Here is a 26320-nt window from a genome sequence, read left to right on the forward strand (position 1 = left end):
TCTGTTTTTTATTAAAAATATGGCTAGAACGCCTATAAAATGAAATGCTTCCTTTGCTAGACTTTTAGGTCTTTGCGTTGATAGAGCATATAAGAACCTACTAAAAACACAATCCCACAGGCGACTAACGCTGCTATATTCCCTACAGAAAGCCCTTTTTCTAATAGATTACTAGGAATACCTAGATGAATTGGAGAAAGATTTTTAGCCCAACTAAATGAACTATTTAAATCAGAAAAAATACCAATCAAGTAAAAACCAAACACTATCCCTAACGAAATCCCTGTACTCTGTTTACTAGATGTTAAAAGTGTCGAAAACAAAAAGCCTAATGCTAAGAAAAAGAACAAGATCACAGCTTCTTGCCAATAGATTTTACTGAGTCCTGAAATAATTTTGCTTGCTGAATCACTTGATTGTTTAAACACCAGAGTAGCTCCAATAGATGCAGCAAACGACAATAACCAGAAAATAGCCAATATACCGATATTTGCAATCAATTTTCCACTGACGATTCCCACACGTGTCACTGGCTGAGCATATAAAAACTCAATCGTTCCATCGGTTTCTTCTTTAATCAAAGCTTGAGTCCCTAGCATCATCGCATAAATAGATGCGGCCAAAAACATATACTGAAAATAATACGCGAAAAAGCCGGTAGAAACTAAAAAACTCGTTTGTCCGCTGGCACTAAGATTAAATGTTTTTAGTAACGCCGGAGAGAGTCCTTTTAAAGAAGCATCCATAACGTCTTTCATAGCTGAGTCATGCATTTGTGGATAAACAGCACTAAATCCAAAAACCACAACGATAAAAATAGCTAACCAAATAAATAAGCTTTTAACTAACGATTTCCCTTCTATTTTTGCCGTAATCATTTGCCTGTCCCTCCTTCATATAACGCCATGAATTGATCTTCTAATTCTGGATTAGTAATCGTAAAATCTTGAATCGAGGCATCATCTAATAAAGGCAAAACTGCACGTAAATCTCCTTCGTACAATAAACGGGTTTCATTTCCTTGATGCTTCAAAATCGCCGCACCGAGTTTCTCAAACACAGATAATGGGATTTCATCACCAATCAATGTTATCACTTTTCCTAATGATTTTTCTTTTGAAACCTCTTGAACCGTAATAATTTCACCTTGGCGAATAAACGCTGCCCGATGTGCATGCTGTTGAACTTCGTTTAAATCATGACTAGATAAGAAAATCGTCATGCCATTTTTATTATGCTTTTCTAACTCTTCAAATAAACGATGCTGCATCAACGGATCTAACCCGTTGGTCGGTTCATCTAAAATCAATAATTCTGGAGTTGGTAATAGTCCTGCTGTGATAGCGATTTTCTTTTTATTTCCCAATGACAGCTCTGACATTTTTTTCTGAATGTCGATATCAAACAGCTCAATAAAATAGTCAATTTGCTTTCTGCTATTACTTAATTGATGAAAATCAGCTACATATTTTAATACGTCCAAAGTAGTCATATTGGGATAAAAACGTACATCACTAGATACATACCCAGTTCGTTTACGAATTTCTTTAGCTTCTTTAACACTGTCTAAACCAAGTAAGGTAGCCGTTCCTTGATCTGGATAAATGAAATTCAGCATCGCTTTGATAGTTGTTGATTTACCTGCACCATTCGGTCCGATAAAACCATAGATTTCACCCTTTTCAACAGATAAATCTACTTGATTAATTGCTGGTTGCTTTTTATATAATTTAGTCAATCCCTTAAGTTCAATGGCATTCATCTTGTTCCTCCTCATCATTGACTCGCTAGTCAAAAAAAGTATATCTTTGTAATAGCTTTTAGTCAAAAAAAATGTAACCGAATCAACTACTTGATAACAGCTGTTTCTATTACATTTTCTCTTAATTTATTTATTGTTTTTTAAGTTTTCAAGTTCGTTTTCTGCCAAGGCTCGATATTCTCCTAAAGCTAGTTCATCATCCAACCATAAACCTCCCATACGTAAACGTTTTAAATAAACAACTTTTTTATCCACGGCTTCAAACATCCTCTTCACTTGATGGAATTTACCTTCTTGGATAATCAGCTGAATCTCTGATATTTCGTTTCCTTCATCTACTGATTTAATCATTAATTTACTAGGTTTTACCTGCTCGCCATTAGTTAACGCAAAGCCTGCAGCAAAATGACGAACATCCTCTTGTGTAACAAGTCCCTGAATTTTTGCGAAATACTCTTTATCTACATGTTTTTTGGGTGATAACAATTGATGAGCTAGTTGTCCATCATTAGTCAAAAGTAACAAGCCTTCGGTATCTTTATCAAGTCTACCAACAGGAAATAGATCTTCTCTAAAGTCTTCATCCTTCAATAGATCAATCACTGTTTGATCTCGTTTATCTTCTGTCGCAGAAATGACTCCTTGAGGTTTATGAAGCATATAATAGTAAAATTTTTGATAGCTTAATTGTTCTCCCATAAAGGTAATAACATCTTCGGCTTCATTAATCTGAGTTTTACCATCTTTTACAATCCTGTTATTTACAGATACTAAACTTTTTTTCAGAAATTGTTTAGCTTCTTTACGGCTGCCAACACCAGTTTCTGCAAGAAATTTATCTAATCTCATAGGCTCTCCTTAATTTTTTCTCTAATAAAATAGCGGAACATTACGTCCCGCCATTTTATTAAGTCTATTTTATTTTCAATTTACGGCGAATCTTACCGACGCTTGCGCCTAGTAATTGATCTGCTAAACGAAGTTTGATAGTAATATATCCATAAACCGCTCCGCCAAACGCAGCAACAATCATAATTATTAAGAATGATTGGAATTTACGCGTTGGATCTAAGAAAAGATACAAAAATTGTCTCATTAACAAAGATGCAATCATCATTACAAGAGTGATTAAGAAAATCAATAAACCACGGCGTAACGTCAAGCCAAAATTAAATCGGCTAACTTTTTTGATTTTTCTCATAATCAATACACACGATAAGGTAAAACCAATCATGGTAGCAATCAAAGGTCCATAAACTTCAAAAAGACGAACACTTGGGTATTGAACAATCAATTTTACTGCTAAACCTAACCCAAAATATTTAATTGCAGCTTCATTTTCGTACATTCCCATCAACATTGTTGACGACAACATATATAGTCCCATAAACAAACCTGCAAAACAAGCTTGGATCAAGACCGATACACCTAATGCATCTGGTGCATAAAACATCGTATATAGTGGTTTTGCCAAGACGATCATACCAAAGGTCGCTGGTAGCATGACAAACATAAATAGCTGTAAATTGTTACTGATTAATTTAGATAAGTCACGATAATTTTTTAAGGTAATTGCCTCAGTAATCAACGGCAACCCAGTAGCTGAAATCGATGTTGCCAAAGCAATCACGACCATCGTTAATTTGTCTGGATTAGCATTAAAAATCGCAAATAATGTTCTCAATTGACTACCAGAATAGGTTGTAAATGTATTCATAAAATTAGAAAACGTGAACTGATCCACTAATTTAAATACCGTTACACCTGAACCAACAATGATAAAGGGAATCGCTTCTTTTAACGTCTCTGTCAATAGCTCTTTTGTGGATGCTTCATGCTCATTGGCACTGTGTGCTGCAAGATAATCAAACATTGGTTTTTGTTTACGAATATAGAAAATCAATACAACTAAACTAGCCAGCATTCCAATAAATGCCGCAAGAGTCGATTGTGTTACCGCACTAACGTAATCGCCATCAATGACTTTCATGATGATAAATGCTGTCAATAACATGTAAAAAACACGCGCAACTTGTTCAACGATTTGTGACAAGGCATACGGCATCATGTCTTGGTTTCCTTGGAAATATCCTCGAACAACACTCATACATGGAAAAATCAATACAGCTAAACTTAGTGAACGCATCGTAGGAATCAGCTCTTCCCCGCCTCCTGACCATTTCGCCAGAAGTGGTGATGCTAGATACATAACGATCGCAAAAATCCCGCCTAAGATAGCCATCAATTGAAGAGCTTTATAAAAAAGCTGTCGGCTAATCTTGTATTCATTTAACGAATTGTAATAAGACGTCTGCTTTGCAATAGCGGCAGGAATACCTGCTGTTGATATTAATAAAAAGAGAGCATACACCGTATATCCCATTGAAGATAAACTATTTGCTTCATTGGCGTGTGTTCCCATCCATGCATACCACGGGATAATATATACCGCACCCAACAAACGAGAAATTATATTACTAGCTGTCATCCAAGCTGATCCTTTAACCATTTTCTCTTGATTGGTTAAGATTGGTTGATCAGCAGGATTTGGTTGATTTATCATTTAACTCCTCCAACTTTCTTCAAACATGCTTCCTTTATTTTAATTGTTAAATCAAGTATATGCAACGACTTTCTTTAATAAATTAACTTATTTATATTTTCCTCATTGATTTTACAAAAAAAAAGCGAACATGATTTTTTTAATATATGAATACCAAATAAATACTCCGTTCCTAAGTATTTATTTTTACTTCATAGTTAGACATTAAGGTATATTTCCTAAATCGTATATTGTAATTATTTTTATATTTTTAAAAAATATGCTTTTTATATAGTCGTTATTTAATTAGCCTTTTATGAAAAAAATAAAGACTTATGTTACTGATTTTTTTCCAACTGCCAGCAAGCGCCTTGAAGTTTTACCGTTTAAATTGTATGATGAATTTCTAAAAGCTTTTTATTCCCAAAATCTTACATTCAGATTTCAGATACCGCTTGGAGGCGTAATGATGACTATTTCTTTAGAAAAAATCCGTGAATGTTTACTTAAAGAACATCTATTAAAAGAATTTATTTCTGCTGAAGGTTGGTCTTTGACCATACCTAGCTCGTTTAACAATAAAACATTTGATGCTATTTCCTATGATTCCCGCACAGTAAATCGTAACACCCTTTTTTTCTGTAAAGGAATGAATTTCAAAGCAGAGTATTTAGACAAGGCCATCCACTCTGGCCTTGACGTATACGTGGCAGAACAGCCTTACGATGACGTATCCGCACCACTAGGTATCATTGTCACAGATATAAAAAAAGCAATGGCTGTGTTAAGCATGGCTTTTTATGACTATCCTCAAAACAAATTGAAATTAATTGGTTTTACTGGTACCAAAGGAAAGACAACGGCTGCATATTTTACTAAATTTATTTTAGATCACACAACAAATAAAAAAACAGCGATGTTATCTACCATGAATTCTACTTTAGATGGTCAAACCTTTTTTAAATCTCATTTGACTACGCCAGAATCCCTTGATCTTTATCGAATGATGGCTGAAGCTGTCAACAATGATATGACGCATTTTATTATGGAAGTATCCTCACAAGCGTATAAAACCAATCGCGTATATGGTTTATTTTTTGATGTCGGTATTTTCTTGAATATTACACCTGACCATATCAGTCCGATTGAGCATCCAACCTTTGATGATTACTTCTACTGTAAACGTCAACTGATCAAGCATTCAAAAACGATGATTTTAAATCGTGACTCAGATTATTTCCAACTATTAAAAGAAACTGCTGAGTTGCAGGAAACGCCTTATATCGTTTATGGCGATCAACAAGCATCAGATGCAGACTATATCTACCAGACCAATGCTGAAGATTCTCTCGCTTTCTCTATCTCAGCAAAAAATGACACACTAGCCATTACCGGAGACTATCAACTACGATTAGGTGGAGATTTCAACAAAGGGAATGCCTTAAGTGCTGTTCTAGCAAGCGCCTTAGTGGGTGCTGTACGAAGTGATTGTCAACAAGGTATCAAAGAAACCACTGTCCCTGGCAGGATGGAATTATTGACTAATAAAAACGGCGCAAAAATTTATGTCGATTATGCACACAATTATGATAGTTTAAAGAATCTTCTGACTTTTGTCAAAGAAGAACATCCTACCGGCCGTATACTTGTGGTTATCGGCAGCACTGGAAACAAAGCTATTTCTAGACGGAAAGATTTTGGTACAGTTTTATCTGAACTGGCCGATGTTGCTATTTTAACAACAGATGATCCAGCTGATGAAAATCCAGTAACAATCTGTGAAGAAATCAAAACTCATATTACAACAAACATCCCAGTTGAAATCATTATTGACCGTGGCGATGCTATCAAAGAAGCTCTAGCAATTAGCAAAAAGGAAGATGCCGTTGTTTTAGCTGGTAAAGGAGCGGACTTGTATCAAAAAGTTGGCGAAGTGGACACACCTTATGACGGAGATTATCAAATCGCTGAACGTCTAATTCGTGAATAGTAAACAGAGGTTGGAACAGCAACTATTTCCAAAATAGTTGCTTCTGATTCCACCTTTATCCGAATTCCAAGAGACTGAGCTATGACTCGCAGAGTTATGTCTTACTCTCTTTTTTATTATCCCATCAAGATCATCACTAGCGTCATCAATACCAGACTAATCAAAATACTTGCAGAAGAAGTAAAACCAACCGTTTCTTCCGGCATACCTGCTTTTACACTGTTGATTACTGAAAATGTCGGCATCGGTGCCAAACTCAATACAACTAAAACGATTCTTAACAATGGGTCTAGAGGAATCACAAAAGCAAATAGACACGCAAAGAATGCTCCGCATAAATAGCGCCAAAATAACACTTCTTTAACTAAACGTAAGGCTTTTTTAGGTAGTTTCAATTCAAAATACAACCCGATCATAAACATCGATAAAAAACCATTTGCTTTGGCGATCATTTCTAACACGCCTAATAACTCTAAAGGCAATCCAATATGAACAATCCGTAGCGACAACATAATCATGTAGGCTGTAAAAGGAGCTGATTTAAACAAAGATAATACAATTTTTTTCAGCGTGGTTTCTTCTTTGGTCCCCACCATTTTATCAATCAGCAATGTACTTCCACCTGTCAACATCACGCTATTACCAATATCAAACATCAGCAAAAATGGTACCGCTAATGGATAAAATCCTTGTATAAAAGGCAAACTAAAGTTGCCGATATTGTATCCTGACATTGAGTACATTTGAAATTTCTGTTCCAAAACAGGGCGTTTTTTACTCACTCGGCTACCAATCAAAATCACCAAAGTATTCAATACAATCCCCATTATCAACAAGAAAAACAATGTTCCTGAAACATCAACACTGGCTAAACTGACAATGACTGTGGCTGGCAATGTAATATTTACAATAATCACCGACAACATACTACCATCTGCTTTACTTAATAAACCGATCCGCTTCATCAAATAGCCTAAAAATATGATGAAACAAAACCCAATCGCTTGTAATAAAATCTCCCTCAATCTGCTCGCTCCCCACTTCATTACTTTCTAACATTAACTCTAACATAACTTATAGCAAAAAAGGGCTACGTATCATCTATTCCCTAGAAAAGACTTACTTATCTCACTACCTCACTCCGTTTACTCAAAAAAACATCCACGCATTTTGCGCAGATGTTTTTTATATTATTTATCCTTTTTTCAGTAGATAAGTTCGTGTTAAGAGTAACATTACGACACCTATCACAAGAAAATAAAGTGGCATTATTAACAATGTTCCATTATGAAGCTTACTCATTCCAAATGTAAACATACTGACTAGCAAGTAATACCCTAAGCTAAAAATTGCTCCTGCAGTTCCAATCACATCTTGGAAATCTGACAAAGCCAAGCTAAGACAATTAGGCAACGCCGTTCCTGTACCTGTTAGGAGGATAAAAATCCCAACTAGCATCAGCAAAAACTGAGCTGATGAAGGAAGAAAAGTTGCCGCACTGGCTAAAAACAAGAAAATTGCTCCACACAACATCGTTTTAATTCCGATAAGAATAATTTTTTCTGGCTGATAGATTGCTAGCAGCCGCTTAGATAATAGGGAACCTAAAATTGAGGCACCAGCCACACCCATTCCTAAAAAACCATAGGTCGCTGTTGATAAATGAAATTCTTCTATAAAAATAAATGGGGCTTCTGCGTAATAACTGAATAAAACGCCATTGATAGCTCCAATCAAAAAGCCATAGGTCAAAACCTTTGGATTCGTTACAAGTCTCTGAATGATTGGTAATAATTTCACTGGCACTCGTTTACTTACTTGAAAGGTCTCTGGCAAGCGTAAAAAAGCGTAGCAAAAAATCATGACACTCATCAATACTAATACAAGAAAAACAGCTTTAAATCCCCAATATTGATCAACAATACCGCCAATTAAAGGTCCAATTGCGGGAGTAAATGCAAGGGCTGCTGACACTTGTGCAAATAATGCGTGGCGTTGATTGCCTGAATAACTTTCCCGCAATATTGTTTGTGTTACAACTGAGCCTGTACTAGCACCGAAGGCTTGAATAAACCTAGCCAATAATAATACTTCGATTGTTGATGACTGGAAACACAGAAAACTGCCAAGCCCATAAAACAACAAGCCATAAAGCATAGCTTTACGCCTACCGATAAAGTCAGACAACCAGCCCCATAAAAAAACGCCTAGTGCAAAAGCCAAAAAATAAATACTCAACGTTAACTGAACCGTTGCCATTGGTGATTGAAAATCACTGGCAATGTCAGGTAATGATGGTGTAAAAATCGTTTCACTAATTTGTGGAAATCCCACTAAAACGATTATTAATGCTAAAGATGGTCCACGTGTTTCGATGTTTTTTTTCAAAATAATTCCTCCTAGTTACTTATATTAAAGGGGTGAAAAAAAACATCTAACTCCGGGAAGCGGCGGGAGCATGATTAATATTAATTTGTATGTATTCATCTGCTTGTCACTTCCTTTTCTTTTATTTCATACGCTCATTTCGTATCTTTTATATAGTAACACAGCTCTTAATTCTATTTCAATTCCAATAATGATGCTTTGAAAAAGTTTAGAAAATTTAAATTTTTGATGCACAAAACAAAAAATTACTCCTAAATTTACGATTATGAGTAATTTAGGACACGATGTTTGGACAATACATAAAAAACTTTCTGCTTGTATTGTTGAAAAGGATGATTTCTCAAATCGTTGAGTATTTTTCAAGACAATTCATTTCATCCCGAAATATGGTTATGCTATAATACATCATTCATCACTGGCATTTTTAATAAAATAAACACTAGGATGTGATAAAATGACAAATCGAAAAATACATAATTGTTTAGATGGCTGTTCTGTAGAGTCAACCTTACAACTAATTTCAGGTAAATGGAAAAGCGTGTTGCTGTACCATTTGATTTTTGAAGGTGCTTATCGTTACAGTGAATTACAGCGCTTTGTACCTGGAATTACTAAAAGAATGTTGTCGTTACAATTAAAAGATTTGGAAGCAGATGGACTAATCAGTCGAACAGTTTTACAGGAAAAACCTATAGCTGTCAGCTATTCAGTGACTGATTACGGTCGAACATTGACTCCTGTTATTGAATCAATGTACCATTGGGGCAATTCATTTAATACACGTCAATTAAAGAGTCAATAATCCTTTAAAAGATGGTATAAAAAAATTCCCCGATTTACAATACTCGTTGCTTCCCTTACACTAAAGTCACATATTGCTTCATGCAATAAACTATAATGTAAAGGCAGGAAGATGACTTGAATAGAACAAAGGAAGAAAAACGAAAAGAAATTCTAACAGCTTTTGAACACCGTCATGCGACAAAAGCTTTTGATCCAAATAAAAAAATCGCAACAGAAGATTGGGAAACAATTTTAGAAGCAGCTCGTCTATCCCCAAGCTCATTTGGATATGAGCCTTGGTCGTTTCTACTAATAGAAAATACTCAAGTAAAAGAAGAGTTAAAAGAATTTTCTTGGGGAGCTGTTAATAGTTTGAATGGAGCTAGTCATTTTATCATTGCTTTGGCACGCAAAAATGTTGTATCGGATAGCCCACATGTTAAGCATATGGTAGAAGACGTATTTGGTCTCCCTTTTTCACCAGACGCGCCGCAAACTCAAATGTTCAAACAGTTTCAAACAAAAGATTTTGACCTAAACACCGAGCGTTCATTGTTCGATTGGGCGTCTAAACAAACGTATATCGCATTAGCGAATATGATGACTACCGCAGCGTTATTAGAAATTGATAGTTGTCCGATTGAAGGGTTTAATCGAGTTGAGGTGGAATCTTATTTAAGTAGAAAAAGATTGTTAGACACTAGTGAATTCGGTGTTTCTTATATGCTTGGATTAGGTTATCGGACAAAAGAAATACCACTAAAAAAACGTCAAAAAACGAATGAAATTCTGACAGTTATCGAATAAAAACAAAAAAAGACTACTTTCTTCAATATTCACTAAGAAAGTAGTCTTTTTTCTTGATAATATGTTAGTTTATCTCATTTATTTCTTCAACACTGAAGGCTTAAACCCTTTCAATCTCAAAGCATTCAACAATACAGACACTGAACTAAAACTCATCGCAGCTCCTGCAATCATAGGATTTAATAATGGACCTCCAAATAGGTACAACACACCCATCGCAACTGGGATGCCTAATGTATTATAAGCGAATGCCCAAAATAGATTTTCTTTGATATTTTTGATCGTTGCTTTACTTAATTCTACCGCTGTCGGCACATCCATCAAGTCACTTCTCATCAATACAATATCCGCTGATTCCATGGCAACATCTGTCCCTGAACCGATTGCGATCCCAATATCTGCTTGGGCTAATGCTGGTGCATCATTGATTCCGTCACCAACCATCGCAACTTTCTTACCTTCTTTTTGTAGCTTCATCACTTCATTGGCTTTATCTTCTGGTAATACTTCGCTTAAGACACGATCGATTCCTACTTGTTTTGCGATTGCTTGTGCAGTTCGTTTGTTATCACCTGTAATCATAGCAACTTCGATACCCATCTGGTGCAGTTTTTTGATTGCTGGAATACTGTTTGGTTTGATGGTATCCGCTACTGCTATGATTCCTGCAATATCGCCGTCTTTAGCGATATACATAGGTGTTTTTCCTTGTTCTGCTAATTGATCCGATATTTCACCTAAATTGCCTAAAGTGATTCCTCGATCATCCATCAATTTTTTATTTCCTAATAATAAACGACTACCTTCAATCGTTCCTTCGATTCCGTGACCTGGAATAGCTTCAAAAGCTTCTGTTGAGGCAAATACTAATTTTTTTTCTTCCGCCCCATTAACGATGGCTTCTCCTAACGGATGTTCAGAACCTTTTTCAGCTGATGCCGCTAAACGTAACAACTCATCTTGTGTCATGTTATTCGCTGTGACAATATCGGTAACTTTCGGTTTGCCTTCTGTAATTGTTCCTGTTTTATCAAAAACGATTGTTTGGATTTTATGGGTTGTTTCCAGTGCATCTCCACTTTTTATTAATACGCCATTTTCAGCACCTTTACCTGTTCCTACCATAATGGCTGTTGGCGTTGCTAAACCTAATGCACACGGACAAGCGATGACTAAAACTGAAATAGTGATTGTTAAAGCGAACACCCATGATTCTTGTCCTAAGAAATACCAAGCAAAATCTGCTAGTACAGATAAAACCATTACGATTGGTACAAATACACCAGAAATCTTATCCGCCATTTTAGCGATAGGAGCCTTTGATCCTTGAGCATCTTCAACTAATTTGATGATTTGAGATAAGGCTGTATCTTTGCCGACTTTTGTCGCTTTAAAACGGAAACTACCGTTTTTATTGATACTTGCGCCAATCACATTATCTCCAACTTTTTTCTCAACAGGCATACTTTCACCAGTTAACATGGATTCATCAATTGCAGATGAACCTTCAAGTACAACACCATCAACCGGAATTTTTTCTCCTGGGCGAACAATGATTGTATCGTCTAGCTGAACACTATCAACAGGAATTTCCATTTCTTGATCGTTACGGAGAACTCTTGCATTTTTTGGTGCCAAGCCCATCAATTTTTTGATTGCTTCTGAAGTTTTCCCCTTTGAAACAGCTTCAAAATATTTCCCTAAAGTAATCAAGGTTAAAATCACACCTGCAGATTCATAATACAACGCCATTGTAAATTGCGTGTCACCAGCAAAAATCATCGCCGTACCATATAAACTATAGGCAACTGCGGCACTTGTTCCTAACGCAACTAAGGAGTCCATATTGGGATGACCTTTGACTAATGCTTTAAATCCGACTATGAAGAAGCTTCTACCTAAGTACAACACTGGTATCGTCAAAATCAACTGGAGCATCGCAAAGGTTTCTGGATGCATCATCGGATCTATAAATGCCGGTAAAGGCAGCCCAATCATATGGCCCATCGCTACATATAATAAAGGAACTGTGAATACAGCAGAGATCCAGAAACGTTGCCACATATCTTTGATATGTTTTTGTTTCTTTTCTCGATCTTTGTCTACCGTATCTGCTGAATCTACCTGCTCAACTGCACCATAACCAGCATCAAAAACAGCTTTAGTGATATCAGAACTATTTAAAACAGATGGATCAAAATCAACAACCATTTTTTCTGTTGCTAAATTGACGGATGCTTTTGCTACACCATTTAGTTTACTTGTTGTTTTTTCAACTGCTTGGGCACATGAAGCACAGGTCATTCCTTCTATATCAAACGTTCGTTGTTGAACATTGCTTAACGCTTCATACCCTGCATCTGCCACGGCTTTTTGAATGTCTTTTTCTGATAATTTCTTTTCATCGTACTCGATGTTTAGTTTTTCTGTAGCTAAATTGACTGTTGCTTTTGAAACGCCAGTAAGCTTGGTCGTTGCCTTTTCTACCGTTTGTGCACATGAAGCACAAGTCATTCCTTCTATATCAAATGTTTTTACTTCCACGATCTCCATCTCCTTTGTCTTTTGCCACTTTTTTTATTTACACCACCAAAACGACTATTTTTGTAGTCACTATATTTCTTCTTTATATTAAGTTAGAATAATCAGTTTGTCAACAGAAAAAATTTGTTGATTTTATTTAGTTAAATACAAATAAGCAAGTGCTGAAAAAATAAAGATCCCGTTTACCTCGCACTCTTTAAGTGAACGATTTCTATTCTAGCTTCATTCCATAAAGAGTTCCTCCACTTTTGAAAAGTCCATTCGACCTATTTCCCCCGATCATTTCCGCTAATTTATTTAATATTTATATTAATATTCTTTCTGTACTCACCATTTTATTTTTATTATATAATCCAATTATACAAACCTACTCACTAAACACCATATTATTATATTCTTTTTGTAATCTAGTTCGACTATTTAGTTTTTATTTAAAACCCCTTTGTACATGTTCATAAACTAAAATAATCCGTTGTTTTATACTAAGTCTGGAAAATACAAATAGAACTAGCAATAGATTTCTCACATTTTCACCATTGTTATTTTATTCCTTTTTCCAACCGAATATTAAATAACGTACATAATGATTGGTAAAGTTATCCCTCAGTGATATGATCAACTTGTAAATAATTATTCCATCAAATTGTAGAGGAGAGAATATTTTGAAAAAGAAATCTTTAACGTTATGTTTATTCGCTTTAGGAGTTACAGGATTAACAATGTTTAGTGGTAGTAACGAGGTATCTGCTCACGGATATGTGAACCAACCTGCCAGCAGAGTAGTAAATGCAAAAGCAAATGGTTTCGGTTGGGGACCAGGAGAAATTTCATCACATCCAGAAATTATCTCTACACCTCAAGGAATCGAAGCACCCACTGCTGATTTAGATGCCGGAAAATTAAATGGTAAATTGGCCTCTGCTGGATTAGACGTTTATTCACCATTAAATGAACAAACATCAAACAGATGGGTCAAAACTTCTATCAACACCGGTGAAAATAATTTCAATTGGCATCACACTGCCATTCACAAAACAAACAGATATAGATACTACATGACAAAACAAGGTTGGAATCAAAACGAACCGTTAACTTTGAAAAACATGGATCTTATTAAAGTCATTGGTCAACCAATTGGCGAGGACTTTCCAGCAGGAGAAGGTTTTACTCCTAAAGTAGATGAAACACAAAAAGTAAACATCCCTTCTGACAGAAGCGGATATCATGTTGTTTATGCGGTTTGGGATATCAATGATACAATCAATTCATTCTTCCAAGCTATTGATGTAAACGTAAAATAATCTATTTAATCGTGGAAAATATTTATTCTAGCCAGAGGCATTTGTCTCTGGTTTTTTGAGTTTATTGCAAAAAAAAGAGGCTAGGACATAACTCTTGGAGTTATATCCTAGCCTCAAGGAATCCGAATAAACGGTGGGAACAAAAGCAACTACTACACTTCGTTTCGATCACATCAAGTTCCAAGTGCTAAAACACTAAGATTTGAAAGCTTCGGAAATAAGTTGACATTTACAAAAATTTGAAATGCCATTTTCGTGAATCCCTTCTTATTTCTCGGAGTTAAACACTTCTGTCCCAGCCTCCTAGCATTTATCTCTTCAAAGAAAGAACCGTCTCACGCTTAATCAACTTATGAGGAATCACTAAACGAACCCCTGTCGCTTCTTTTTCCTGTAGCGATTCTATCAGTTTTTGCATACCCATTTTACCTAATTCAGCAATATCGATATCAATGCTTGTAAGGTAAGGATGCACTAACGTCGCATAAATCGAATTATTAAAACTGATTACAGAAAAATCATCTGGCACACGATAACCATACATTTGTGCTAATTGAATCATTCGCATCGCAAAAATATCGTCAATTACTACAGCGGCAGTTGCTTTAGTTTCTTTTAAAAGCTCTTCAAATGCTACATAATCTTCTGGCGTTTCCATATCTACTGAGGGTAACACCGCTAAACCTGCTAACATCATCGCTTTTTGGTAGCCAAAATATCGCTCATAATAGACATTTTCATGGGTTGTATTAGTAATGAACAAAATATTTTTATGCCCATTTTCAATCAAAAAATCTGTTGCATGTTTTCCTAATAATTGATTGTCATTATCCACATAAATAACTTTATCTTCGTTTACATAAGGCTGACCGATCAACGAGAAAGGAACGTGGTTTTCAAATAAATACTCGATTACTGGATCCTCTTTATCTGAATAAAGGAGAATAAATCCATCAACTTGTTTTTGGCGATGCATAAGTTGAACATTTTCTAGCAAGGTCTCAAAAGACTGTGCTGTAGCGATTGCTGTTGTCATATCGTGTTTACGAGCTTCATCGTTGATTGATTCAATGATTTCTAAATAAAATGGATTGCCCATCCGCTCACGAGAATCTAAAGGCGGTAAAATCACGCCTACAGCACCTGAGGAACGCTTGCCAAGATTACGTGCAGCGATATTTGGAACATACCCCATTTCTTCCATTACTTTATAGACTTTTTTCTTCGTAGCATCTGAAATGCTAGAATGATCATTAATCACTCTGGATACAGTAGAGGTAGCAACACCAGCTTTTTTAGCAACATCTTTAACAGTAATCGTCATCTATTCCACTCCTTTCACAGTTATTTATACTTACAGGTTCAAATAATTCCATCGTAGAAAATAATACCACAGACTATGCCTAGTTGCTATTAACATTTCCATTCAGAACCAACTTAATAGCTTTATCCCTAAAACGGAAGATTAATAATCAACGAAATTCTACCTTACTTCTTGCCACACAGTTGTTAAAAAATCTATTGTCAATTCTTCTGTAGAAGAAACAAGTCTGATATCCGTTCCTAAATCTTCTGGACGTCCAACACCGATTGGCAGGGCACCACTGGCAATAATCGCCTGAATCCCCGCTTTTGCATCTTCGATTCCAATACATTCTGCAGCTGTCAATCCAACTTCTTCAGCAGCTAATTGAAAAATTGCCGGATCTGGTTTTCCTTTCGCTACTTTTACTGGATCTGCAATACCGTCAAAGTACTTCATCAACGCCATTTTTTCTAATAGAAACGGGCCATTTTTACTAGCCGAAGCTAAAGATATTTTGATTCCTTGGCTTTTTAAACTTTCTAACAGATTCAAAATCCCTGTATACACATCAGCAGGACTAACTTGCTGGATCATTTCTACATAGTATTCATTCTTCCGCTGTGCCAGTTCAGCAAATTCTTCTGGGGTAAATTCTCCAGATCGTCCGCCATGAGTCAACAACAATTTCAGAGAGTCTTCCCGGCTGACTCCTTTTAACTCTTCATTGAATGTACGATCAATCGTAATCCCGATTTCTTTCCCCAGACGTTTCCACGCTTGATAGTGGTATTCAGCCGTATCCGTCAACACACCATCTAAATCAAACAAGACACCTTTAAACATCTTTTTCCACCTTTTCCATTCCAAAAACTAGTTCATCCACTAAAACCATTTTTTCTCCATATAACGCAAGAGACAATTCAGCTCCTGAAACAAGTTGTAATCGGACATTTTTTTGATCTACTGTGATATATAACAAACGCCCACGGTAATTCACATGAAAAGCATAACTTGTCCAAGTGCTAGGTAAAAACGGTGCAAAGCTTAACTGTTCATTAGCGGTTTTCATTTGTGCAAATCCTTGTACGATTGCAAGCCAGCTGCCCGTCATCGACGTAATATGCAATCCATCTTCTGTATCATTGTTATAATTATCTAAATCTAGACGAGCTGTTCGCTGATACATCTCCACCGCTTTGTCTTCCATCCCAAGCTCTGCCGCTAAAACCGCATGGACACTAGGTGATAAAGAAGATTCATGAACGGTCATCGGCTCATAGAATAAAAAGTTTCGTTCTTTTTCTTCTCGTGTATAACGTTCGTTAAAGAAATAAATACCTTGTAAAACATCCGCCTGTTTAATAAAGCACGAACGTAAAATCCGATCCCAAGACCAATGTTGATTCAACGGTAAATCTTTAGATGAAAGTGCCGTTCTCGGCATTAGATCTTTATCTAAAAAGGTATCATGCTGTACAAAAACACCTAACTCTTCATCAAATGGATAATACATATTTTCAATAATTTCTTGCCATTTCGCTTGTTCTTCCACTGAAATAACTACACGCGTTTCAGCTTGATACTTAGTATAATTATCTAATGTATATTGCAACACCCATGTGGCAATGGTATTTGTGTACCAGTTATTATTGATATTGTTCTCATATTCATTCGGACCTGTGACACCATGAATCATGTATTTTTGTTTACGTTTAGAGAAGTGAACCCGATCCGCCCAGAAACGTGCGATTTCCGCTAAGACTTGTAGACCTTCATTTTTTAAATACTCCCTGTCACCTGTATAATTCACATAATTATAAATAGCGTAGGCGATTGCACCATTTCGATGGATTTCTTCAAAGGTGATTTCCCATTCATTATGACATTCAATTCCAGTAAATGTCACCATTGGATATAACGCTCCAGCTAAACCTTGTTGACGAGCATTGTGTTTTGCCTGTTCCAATTGATTGTAACGATATTTCAATAAGTTTTTCGTCACTTCTGGTTTGGCTAAAGCTAAATAAAGAGGCACAGCATAGGCTTCGGTATCCCAATACGTGGCACCGCCATATTTTTCACCAGTAAACCCTTTTGGCCCAATATTTAACCGTTCATCTTCCCCGTAATAGGTTGTAAATAATTGGAATAAATTAAAACGAATACCTTGTTGCGCCGCATCGTCTCCTTCAATCACCACATCAGCAAGAGCCCAACGTTTCTCCCATGCTTCATTTTGTTCTTTTAATAATTCATCAAAATTCTTCGTGTTTTCTTTTAATAATTGAACCGCTATTTCTTGTTGCTCAGCTTCTGGCACATCACGACTAGTCAAAACAATGACTTGTTTTTCTATACTGACAGCTTCACCTTCTGCAAGATTCACCTGAAATTCTTGTTGCACTTTCAATGATGCAGTCTCAGCTATACCTATTTTAGCATCTGTTAAATGCTTCATTGCACCTGTCACACTAAACTGTTCAATGCCAAAAGGATTAGGAATCGTACGGGTGGTCAAAAAGCCGACTGTTCCTTCAAAACCTGATTGTTGCGCTTCCCAAAACATTTCATCGTAGTTACTGTCTTCATTGCGAACATCTCCATCTACTTTTGAGACGATTTGGATATCAGCAGTCCCTTTCAGAACTTCTGCTGTTACGCGAATGACAGCTAGTTCTTGCTGAACAATACTTAAGAAACGCTCGAACTTAAATTTTACACTTGTATTCGCACCTTCAAGGATGAATGTTCGAGTCAATAGACCATTGTGCATATCTAATTCCAAATAGAAATCTTTTGGCTCTTGGATACCTAAATCAACAGGTTCCCCATTCACAAAAATATCCATAGCGATAAAGTTCAAAGCATTGATAACTTTACCAAAATAATCTGGATAGCCATTTTTCCACCACCCGACTCTCGTCTTATCTGGATACCAAATACCAGCTAAGTAAGTTCCTTGATGATGGTCTCCCGTATATTGTTCTTCAAAGTTCCCTCTCATTCCCATGTAGCCATTCCCCATTGATGTTAGTGACTCTTGTAAACGTCGTTGGTTCCGTTCTAGTTGATGCGTAGAGATTTTCCATGGGTCTATTTCAAATAAATGATTCATTTTCTCTCCTCCTGTAAATGTTCTGCTTCTTAGCACCATAATAAACGCAACCGATTGCATTGTCAATTATTTATTTATTTCTCTTCCCTTATCATTTGAATATTCTATACATATCATGATACCATCATTTTATAAGTAAAGAAAAAGAATCGAATTCAATTAAGGGTTTACAAAAATAAAATTCTGCTCTATACTACAAACAACGAAAACGATTGCGCAACTATTGCAAAGGAGAGAAAATGAATGAAAAAAATCTTAAGTTTTGAGTTTTGGCAAAAGTTCGGTAAAGCTTTGATGGTTGTAATCGCTGTAATGCCTGCTGCAGGTTTAATGATCAGTATCGGAAAAACAATTCCTTTAATCAATCCTGATTGGACAGCACTCACTACAACTGGCGGCGTTATTGAAAATATCGGCTGGGGTGTCATTGGCAACTTACACATTTTATTTGCACTAGCAATCGGTGGCAGCTGGGCAAAAGAACGAGCTGGCGGTGCATTCGCCGCTGGACTTTCTTTTATTTTAATCAACCGAATCACTGGTTCAATTTTTGGCGTAACTAGTGATATGTTAGCAGATGATAAAGCCTTCACACACACTTTGTTCGGCACAAAAATTATGGTCAAAGGATTTTTCACCAGCGTTTTAGAAGCTCCTGCTTTAAATATGGGGGTTTTCGTTGGGATTATTGCTGGTTTTGTCGGGGCAATGGCCTTCAACAAATACTATAACTATCGCAAACTACCTGATGCACTTTCCTTTTTTAACGGAAAACGTTTCGTGCCATTCGTAGTCATTCTTTGGTCAACGATCGTATCTATTATTCTAGCAATTATTTGGCCTTACATCCAAGCTGGAATTAACAATTTTGGTTTATGGATTGCTCAATCTCAGGATACTGCTCCGATTCTAGCGCCGTTTTTATATGGAACTCTCGAACGCTTACTATTGCCATTCGGGCTACATCATATGTTAACGATTCCTATCAACTATACACAGCTTGGCGGTACTTATGAAATTTTGTCTGGCGCACAAGCAGGAACTCAAGTTTTCGGACAAGATCCCTTGTGGTTAGCTTGGGCAACTGATTTAGTAAACCTAAAAGGTATTGGCGATACTTCGCAATATAATCATGTATTATCCAATTGGACTCCCGCTCGTTTTAAAGTTGGACAAATGATTGGTGCTTCCGGTATTTTGATGGGAATGACTCTAGCAATGTACCGTAATGTTGATCCAGACAAACGTGCAAGTTATAAATCAATGTATCTCTCCGCTGCTTTAGCTGTATTTTTAACAGGTGTTACCGAACCGTTGGAATTTATGTTTATGTTTGCAGCCGTTCCATTATACGTTGTTTACGCACTGATCCAAGGAGCAGCTTTTGCAATGGCCGACATTGTCAACTTACGTGTTCATTCTTTCGGAAATATCGAGCTTTTGACTCGAACGCCGTTAGCAATAAAAGCTGGTTTAGGCAGTGATTTACTGAATTTCCTTCTTTGTACCATCCTATTCGGTGTATTCACTTATTTTATCGCCAACTTCATGATTAAAAAATTCAATTTTGCCACACCTGGTAGAAATGGAAACTATGATAATAATGATATTCAAGCAGATGCAACACCAATAAGTAATCAAACAACTGACGGAATCGACACCCAAATCATTGAAATTATTCATTTATTAGGCGGAAAAGAAAACATCGTTGACGTAGATGCCTGTATGACACGCTTGCGAGTGAGCGTTACGGATAAAACTAAAGTTGGAACAGAAGAGGCTTGGAAAAAAGCGGGAGCTATGGGATTGATCGTTAAAGATAACGGTGTTCAAGCAGTTTACGGACCTAAAGCCGATATTTTAAAATCAGATATTCAAGATTTGTTGGATTCCAATGTTCGTATTCCGACACCACAACAAGCTCACCAACCTGATTCAACAACGACAGATACAACAGATTTTCTAGACATCACAAAAAAAATCCTTCCCGTCGCTAAAGGTGAAGTCATTGCCATCGAACAAGTAGATGATCCCGTTTTTTCACAAAAAATGATGGGTGATGGTTTCGCGGTTATCCCTTCGACCGAAATGATTTACGCGCCAATCGATGGTGTTATTAGTAGCATTTTCCCATCAAAACACGCATTAGGGATTCAAACAGACGAAGGAATCGAAGTCCTTATCCATATGGGACTTGATACCATCGAAATGAAAGAACCCGCCTTTACGATTCTTGTTACTGAAGGACAAAAAGTAACGGCAGGTGAAACAATCGCCAAGGCTGATCTAGATAAAATCAAAGCCGCAGGTAAACAAACAACAATGATTGTAGTCTTTACAAATGGCGTAAAAATCAATGCTTTCCACTTAGATAAAACCGGTGAACAAAACCCTAAAACCGTCATCGGACGTTTAGAAATCTAAACCCATTTCAACTTCAAACGGGTTTAGGATAAACCTCAAAACATTTTATCCTAAACCTTGTTTTCTATCATCAGGAGGAACTCCCATGAACGTATTAACATTAAACACACACAGCTGGTTAGAAAATCATCCTTTAGAAAAATTACATCAACTAGCAACTCAAATCATTAAAGAAGACTACCTGTTGATTGCTTTACAAGAAGTTAACCAACGCATTGACAGCTTGCCAGTCACTATTACCAACGATTTCCACCCAACAGAAGAACAACTACCTGTTCACGAAGACAATTTCGCCTACCTCTTAGTTCAGTACTTGAAAGAACAAGGCTATCACTACCATTGGAGTTGGGCTTATAATCATATCGCTTATTCTACTTACCAAGAAGGCGTCGCATTACTATCAAAACAGCCGATTGAACCTACAACTGTTGTCATATCCACTGAAAAAGATCCTACTGACTATCGCAGAAGAGTCTTATTGATTGGTCAAACAAAACTAGGAGAAAAAGCAATCACTGCTTTAAGCTGCCATTACTCTTGGTGGGCAGATCAAGATGGTTTTGATTACGAATGGAAACAAACCGAGAACGCCTTACAAAACTGCGTCTCTCCTTTAGTAATCATGGGAGATTTTAACAATCCTGCTTCAACTAAACGAACTGGCTACGACCTTGTTTCAAACAGTTCTTTACACCTACAAGACAGCTTTTTAACTGCCGAAAAAACAATTGGTGAACACACAGTAGAAAAAGCCATCGACGGCTGGGGAGAAAATCAAGAGAAATTGAGAATCGATTACATTTTTACCTCACAAGAATTGTCAGCTATCCGTTATAAAATCGTATTTGACGGAAAAAGCACGCCTATGATTAGCGATCATTTCGGTGTTTCCGCAACGCTTCAATAAAAAAATCAGGGTGCGCTAGAGAGCAATTCGACTCTCCAGCGTACATTTTCTTTGTCCCCTTCTGAAAAACAATGATAAACTGACTCTAACAACATACTTTTAGAAAGCAGGAGCAGCATATGAATATCACTATTTTTGGCGGAAGCGGCTTTATCGGACAAAAACTTGCTGAAGAGTTGGTCAGTCGAGGCCATAATGTAACAAGTATTTCCCGAAGCGGCAAACCAACTAACCTAACAACTTCATGGGCACAAAAAGTCCAGTGGCTTTCTTCCGATATATTAACAGACGATCTTTGGCACCCCGCTGTCACCAATGCTGAGTGGGTGATTGATGCGATTGGCATCCTTAAGGAAACCCCTTCTAAAAACATTACTTATGAACGCTTTATTTACGAACCCGTCCAGCTTATATTAGCTTATTTAAATAAACAAGAACACCCAGCTAACTTTGTATTCTTATCCGCCAACAGCGCACCATTCTTTTTAAGAAAATATATGGATGCCAAACTTCAAGCTGAAGAACTGATAAAAGAACAAGCTAGACAAAGCATCATTTTCTACCCTAGTTTAGTCATGGATAAAAAACGCTATACCTCCATCATCGGTGGCAATATGATTCGATTACTTAAAAAAATTCCCGGAGCAAGAAAATTTGTCCAAGGCTACGATCCTATTTCAAGAGAAAAACTAGCTATCGAAATCAGCCATGTCATCGAAGGAAACACTTCTTCTTACACGCAGAGACGAAAATAAAAAGCATCTCCTCAACGGAAATGCTTTTTTCACCTTCTTTATCCCTTTACAGAACCACTAGTAATTCCTTCTACATAATATTTTTGCATAAAGATAAACAGCAACGTAATCGGAACTGCAATCAGCACACACCCCGCTGTAAATGCCATAAAGTACTGATCGATTTTATCTTTCGTCTGCATTGTAAACAACCCAATTGCCACAGTATACTTATTAACATTATCTCCTAAAATAATTTTCGCAAAAATAAAATCCATCCACGGCGCCATAAATGCCATCAACGCTGTATAAACAATGATTGGCTTACTTAAAGGTAAAGTAATCTTCGTAAATATCTCAAACTTACTCGCACCATCAATCATCGCTGATTCATCTAACGCCATCGGAATCGTATCAAAAAAGCCTTTTGCAATATAAAAACCTAACGCTGCCCCAGATGAATAAACCAAAATCAATGCCAACAAACTACCTGTTAAATTCATCGCCTTCAAAATATAATACACAGCAATCATACTCATAAACCCAGGAAACATATTCAACACTAACGCTAATTTCAAAAATGGTTTCCTTGCTCTAAAACGCAAACGACTCAATGAATACGCCATCGCAATGGTAATCAAAGTCGACAAAATACAACTGCAAACCGCCACAAACAACGTATTTAAAAACCACTGAACAAAAGGATAGGTACTGCTAGTTAATAACATTTTATAGTTTTCAAACGTGAACTGTTTAGGGATAAAGTACGTTACAAAAGCTCCACCTTCACTTCTAAAACTCGTTAAAACAATCCAGACAATCGGGAATATCCACACAATTGACAAAACCGTCAATAGCAGATAATGAATAATCAACGTTTTTCTTTTTTTCGATTTCATAGGTCTCTTTACGCTCCTTCCGTTTTAAACGAACTACTTCGCGTATAAGCAAATAACGAGAAGACTGCCGAAAGAACAAAAATAATAATCCCAATGACCGAGGCTAAGTTATAATCAGCCGCATTCACCGTCAACTTATATAACCATGTAACCAAAAGATCTGTTTCACCAGCAGAATGATAATTACTATTTGCCGGTTGTCCACCTGTTAGCAAGAAAATCACATTGAAATTATTGATATTCCCAATAAACTGCTGAATCAAACTAGGTGCCATGACAAACAAAATCTGAGGAAAGGTAATATTCCTAAAAATCTGAAATTTATTTGCCCCATCGATTTCAGCGGCTTCTATTTGGTCCGTTGGTAAATTCGTAATAATCCCAGTCGCTACTAACATCGTCACTGGAATCCCAACCCACATATTCACGAAAATAACCGTGACTTTCGCCATTAATCCATCAGTTAAAAAAGGAATCGGCTGATCAATCAGCCCCCAATTTTGCAAAAGAGCATTGACCGGTCCAGAACCGTTAAATAAATTTGCCATCAGTAATAAACTAACAAACTGTGGAACCGCCATCGTAATAACGAAGATCGTCCGCCAAACTTTTTTCCCTTTTACTCCTTTAGCATTGATTAGCAAAGCTAACAAAATCCCAAAGAAAAAGGTCGTCGCTGTCGCCAAAACTGCCCAAATCAACGTCCAAGTTAGGACTGGGAAAAACGTCCCAGCAATGTCTCCTGTCAACACATTGCCAAAATTAGCAAACCCAACCCAATGAAATAAATTTTTCGGTGGTAAATGGTTGTGATCATAACTAGTAAATGCAATAGAAATCATGTAAAGAAGCGGTAAAATCGTAAATGCCAGCACACCCAATAAAGGAATACTCATCAAAGTAATATAAAATTTATCATTCAACAAACTATTTAAATCCTCTTTTAATGTTGGCAAAGAATGCCCCATTTGTTTCAACACATAAATTTTACGAGCACTTCTTAAATTTACGATATACAGAAAAATAAAAAGTAAAATCAGAATAATTGCAGCAATCCCAAACAATAATAACAGCATCGAATTATCCCCAGGTTGTTGCACCTCAATTCCCAACGCCTCATCCATAACCCAACCTTGAGATTTCGTTCCCAACGTTTGCAACATTGATAATGCATGAAAACCATTAATAACTAGCCATGCTATAAAACCAATCTGTAACAGTAAAAACGATAATCCTTTAACAATTTGGCCATTCACCAAATTGGCTGAACCCATAAATAGATAAGAAAATTTCGTTGGTATATCTCCTTTTTTGAATAACTCTCTAAATGAAATTTGACCCTCCGCCTTTGCTTTTCCCTTCATAACGTTTCACTTCCTGTTCTTTAAATAAGAAAAGAAGCTGAGACAAAGCTCATGGAGTTTTGTTCCAGCCTCAAACTCACCCTGATTGGCGAAGAATTATTTCTCTGATTTACTGGTATCTTGAACTAATTTATCTAATTTAGGTAAATATTGATCTTCGGAAATTTTTCCATTATACGTATCATTGATGACCGCATCAGCTGGTCCCCAGAAAGAAACCATCGCTGGAAGTTTTGGCATTACAACAGAATGATCCGGGTCACTCATGGTCATTACAGCTTCTGCTACCTTGTCGGATTTAACTTTCTCATCGGCTTGAGCTTCTTTATTTGCAGGAACTGTGCCGTTCTTCTCAAAAACAGTCAATTGATTTTCTTTATTTGTTAAAAAATCAGCTAAAGCCATTGCTGCAACCGGGCTTTTAGTCGATGCATTAACACCAAATAATTTCACACCCAAGAATGCTTTTTGCTGCACCGAACCATTACCTAAATCAACTGTAGGATATGAAGCAACGGCAAAATTATTCCCTAAAGCTTTCTCTACATCTAATTTAGACCATGGACCAGATAAGAAAGCATCGATTTTACCATTGCCTAAATTAGAAAGCGCATCAGCATTTGATTGAATCACACCAGGATTTTCCTTTTGCGAGCGAATCCACTTCAAGACTTGAACGCCTTTTTCGTTGTTAAAATTCGTCCCTTTGATGTCTTCGCCATTCTCTCCATATAACTCGTCACCATTTGACATGAATAATGGTGTGAAAATATAGTTAGCACCTGCTTCACCAAAGTTTGCACCTAGCTTCCCTTTTGCCGTTAATGTTTCCCAACTTTTCACATCATTTTCAGTTAATTTCTCTTTGTTATAGTACAAAATTTGCGATTCCACGCCATATGGGTAACCATAAAGTTTCCCATCGTAAGTTGCAGCTTCTACTGCACTCTCGGTACTATTTTCGTTTACACTATCTTTATATTTTGTATTAGCATAAATAATCCCAGCATCAACCATTTGCCCTAATTGATCATGAGGCATCATGAATACATCCGCCGCCGCACTTGGGTCTTTTTTCAGATTTTCTTGAGCCGTTGCTGATTCACTTGGTTTTATCGTTACTTTCCAATCTTTGTGTTCTTTTTCAAATTGTTCCACTAACGGTTTGTACGTATCAACAAACGCTACATCTACCCACAACTTTATAGAAGCGTTTTCATTTTGGCCAGAAGTTTTTTCATCTGAAGATCCTCCGCCACAAGCCGCAAGTACAAATCCCGTCAATGCCATTGTTACCCCTAACGTCAAAAGCTTTTTCATGTTTCTTTTCATCTTTTGTTCCTCCTAGGAATTTTTTACTGTTCTTTTCTCTTACATTGTGCAATCGTTTGCGTAAAATGTCAAGTTAAATATAAACGAATGATGAAAAAAATTTATAAACATAATACAAAATA

20 protein-coding genes are annotated in these 26320 nt (G+C 36.7%); 7 read left to right on the forward strand and 13 right to left on the reverse strand.

Annotated features, from left to right (window positions below; all coding sequences use genetic code 11):
• Positions 1-56: 56 nt before the first annotated feature.
• The 4 genes from AC4BB2_RS12375 to AC4BB2_RS12390 all read right to left on the reverse strand — a co-directional run bounded on the left by AC4BB2_RS12375 (position 57) and on the right by AC4BB2_RS12390 (position 4325).
• Positions 57-878, reverse strand: coding sequence for a DUF2705 family protein (locus tag AC4BB2_RS12375; protein WP_490473206.1), 822 nt, complete (start codon positions 876-878; stop codon positions 57-59).
• Positions 875-1762 (reverse strand): ABC transporter ATP-binding protein, encoded by an 888-nt coding sequence (locus AC4BB2_RS12380; protein ID WP_490473207.1) that lies wholly within the window; start codon positions 1760-1762, stop codon positions 875-877. The genes AC4BB2_RS12375 and AC4BB2_RS12380 overlap by 4 nt, the downstream gene beginning before the upstream one ends.
• Before the next feature lie 126 nt (positions 1763-1888).
• Positions 1889-2611: a pseudouridine synthase gene (locus tag AC4BB2_RS12385; RefSeq protein ID WP_490473208.1), complete on the reverse strand. Its 723-nt coding sequence runs from the start codon at positions 2609-2611 to the stop codon at positions 1889-1891.
• Between the two features lie 64 nt (positions 2612-2675).
• Positions 2676-4325, reverse strand: coding sequence for a putative polysaccharide biosynthesis protein (locus AC4BB2_RS12390; protein ID WP_490473209.1), 1650 nt, complete (start codon positions 4323-4325; stop codon positions 2676-2678).
• A 448-nt stretch (positions 4326-4773) separates the two neighbouring features.
• On the opposite strand from AC4BB2_RS12390, the gene AC4BB2_RS12395 reads away from it, so the two are divergent.
• Positions 4774-6294 carry a UDP-N-acetylmuramoyl-L-alanyl-D-glutamate--L-lysine ligase gene (locus AC4BB2_RS12395; protein WP_490473210.1) on the forward strand — a complete coding sequence of 507 codons (1521 nt, stop codon included), beginning with the start codon at positions 4774-4776 and terminating at the stop codon, positions 6292-6294.
• A 116-nt stretch (positions 6295-6410) separates the two neighbouring features.
• Here AC4BB2_RS12395 and AC4BB2_RS12400 read toward each other — a convergent pair whose 3' ends face one another.
• Positions 6411-7319 carry an AEC family transporter gene (locus AC4BB2_RS12400; protein ID WP_490473211.1) on the reverse strand — a complete coding sequence of 303 codons (909 nt, stop codon included), beginning with the start codon at positions 7317-7319 and terminating at the stop codon, positions 6411-6413.
• Positions 7320-7488: 169 nt separating this feature from the next.
• Positions 7489-8682: a multidrug effflux MFS transporter gene (locus tag AC4BB2_RS12405; RefSeq protein ID WP_490473212.1), complete on the reverse strand. Its 1194-nt coding sequence runs from the start codon at positions 8680-8682 to the stop codon at positions 7489-7491.
• Positions 8683-9136: 454 nt separating this feature from the next.
• Between AC4BB2_RS12405 and AC4BB2_RS12410 the strand changes: the two genes are divergently transcribed.
• Both AC4BB2_RS12410 and AC4BB2_RS12415 read left to right on the forward strand, forming a co-directional pair.
• Positions 9137-9484 (forward strand): winged helix-turn-helix transcriptional regulator, encoded by a 348-nt coding sequence (locus AC4BB2_RS12410; RefSeq protein ID WP_490473213.1) that lies wholly within the window; start codon positions 9137-9139, stop codon positions 9482-9484.
• 116 nt (positions 9485-9600) lie between these two features.
• Positions 9601-10272, forward strand: a complete 672-nt coding sequence (locus AC4BB2_RS12415) for an NAD(P)H-dependent oxidoreductase (protein ID WP_490473214.1) — start codon at positions 9601-9603, stop codon at positions 10270-10272.
• A 78-nt stretch (positions 10273-10350) separates the two neighbouring features.
• Here the strand turns inward: AC4BB2_RS12415 and AC4BB2_RS12420 are convergent, their stop codons facing one another.
• Positions 10351-12816 carry a heavy metal translocating P-type ATPase gene (locus AC4BB2_RS12420; RefSeq protein ID WP_490473215.1) on the reverse strand — a complete coding sequence of 822 codons (2466 nt, stop codon included), beginning with the start codon at positions 12814-12816 and terminating at the stop codon, positions 10351-10353.
• A gap of 719 nt (positions 12817-13535) precedes the next feature.
• Between AC4BB2_RS12420 and AC4BB2_RS12425 the strand changes: the two genes are divergently transcribed.
• Positions 13536-14117: a lytic polysaccharide monooxygenase gene (locus AC4BB2_RS12425; RefSeq protein WP_490474701.1), complete on the forward strand. Its 582-nt coding sequence runs from the start codon at positions 13536-13538 to the stop codon at positions 14115-14117.
• 310 nt (positions 14118-14427) lie between these two features.
• Here AC4BB2_RS12425 and AC4BB2_RS12430 read toward each other — a convergent pair whose 3' ends face one another.
• The 3 genes from AC4BB2_RS12430 to AC4BB2_RS12440 all read right to left on the reverse strand — a co-directional run bounded on the left by AC4BB2_RS12430 (position 14428) and on the right by AC4BB2_RS12440 (position 18538).
• Positions 14428-15441: a LacI family DNA-binding transcriptional regulator gene (locus AC4BB2_RS12430; protein WP_490473216.1), complete on the reverse strand. Its 1014-nt coding sequence runs from the start codon at positions 15439-15441 to the stop codon at positions 14428-14430.
• Between the two features lie 159 nt (positions 15442-15600).
• Positions 15601-16266, reverse strand: a complete 666-nt coding sequence (gene pgmB / locus AC4BB2_RS12435; RefSeq protein WP_490473217.1) for a beta-phosphoglucomutase — start codon at positions 16264-16266, stop codon at positions 15601-15603.
• Entirely contained in the window at positions 16259-18538 is a 2280-nt protein-coding gene (locus tag AC4BB2_RS12440; RefSeq protein ID WP_490473218.1) for a glycoside hydrolase family 65 protein, read from the reverse strand. The genes pgmB and AC4BB2_RS12440 overlap by 8 nt, the downstream gene beginning before the upstream one ends.
• A 243-nt stretch (positions 18539-18781) precedes the next feature.
• Between AC4BB2_RS12440 and AC4BB2_RS12445 the strand changes: the two genes are divergently transcribed.
• The 3 genes from AC4BB2_RS12445 (at position 18782) to AC4BB2_RS12455 (ending at position 22624) form a co-directional block, all read left to right on the forward strand.
• Entirely contained in the window at positions 18782-20962 is a 2181-nt protein-coding gene (locus AC4BB2_RS12445; protein WP_490473219.1) for a PTS transporter subunit IIBC, read from the forward strand.
• A gap of 85 nt (positions 20963-21047) precedes the next feature.
• Positions 21048-21869, forward strand: a complete 822-nt coding sequence (locus AC4BB2_RS12450) for an endonuclease/exonuclease/phosphatase family protein (RefSeq protein ID WP_490473220.1) — start codon at positions 21048-21050, stop codon at positions 21867-21869.
• Positions 21870-21988: 119 nt separating this feature from the next.
• On the forward strand, positions 21989-22624 hold the full coding sequence (locus AC4BB2_RS12455) for an NAD(P)H-binding protein (protein ID WP_490473221.1): 636 nt from the start codon (positions 21989-21991) through the stop codon (positions 22622-22624).
• A gap of 38 nt (positions 22625-22662) precedes the next feature.
• On the opposite strand, the gene AC4BB2_RS12460 is transcribed toward AC4BB2_RS12455, so the two are convergent.
• The 3 genes from AC4BB2_RS12460 to AC4BB2_RS12470 form a co-directional block, all read right to left on the reverse strand.
• Positions 22663-23502, reverse strand: coding sequence for a sugar ABC transporter permease (locus tag AC4BB2_RS12460; RefSeq protein ID WP_069635717.1), 840 nt, complete (start codon positions 23500-23502; stop codon positions 22663-22665).
• A gap of 8 nt (positions 23503-23510) precedes the next feature.
• Complete coding sequence (locus AC4BB2_RS12465; RefSeq protein ID WP_490473222.1) at positions 23511-24866, reverse strand: carbohydrate ABC transporter permease; 1356 nt, start codon at positions 24864-24866, stop codon at positions 23511-23513.
• Between the two features lie 96 nt (positions 24867-24962).
• Entirely contained in the window at positions 24963-26198 is a 1236-nt protein-coding gene (locus tag AC4BB2_RS12470; protein ID WP_490473223.1) for an extracellular solute-binding protein, read from the reverse strand.
• Positions 26199-26320 lie beyond the last annotated feature (122 nt).

The organism is Enterococcus sp. AAFC-DPL-5146 (genome assembly GCF_058216635.1).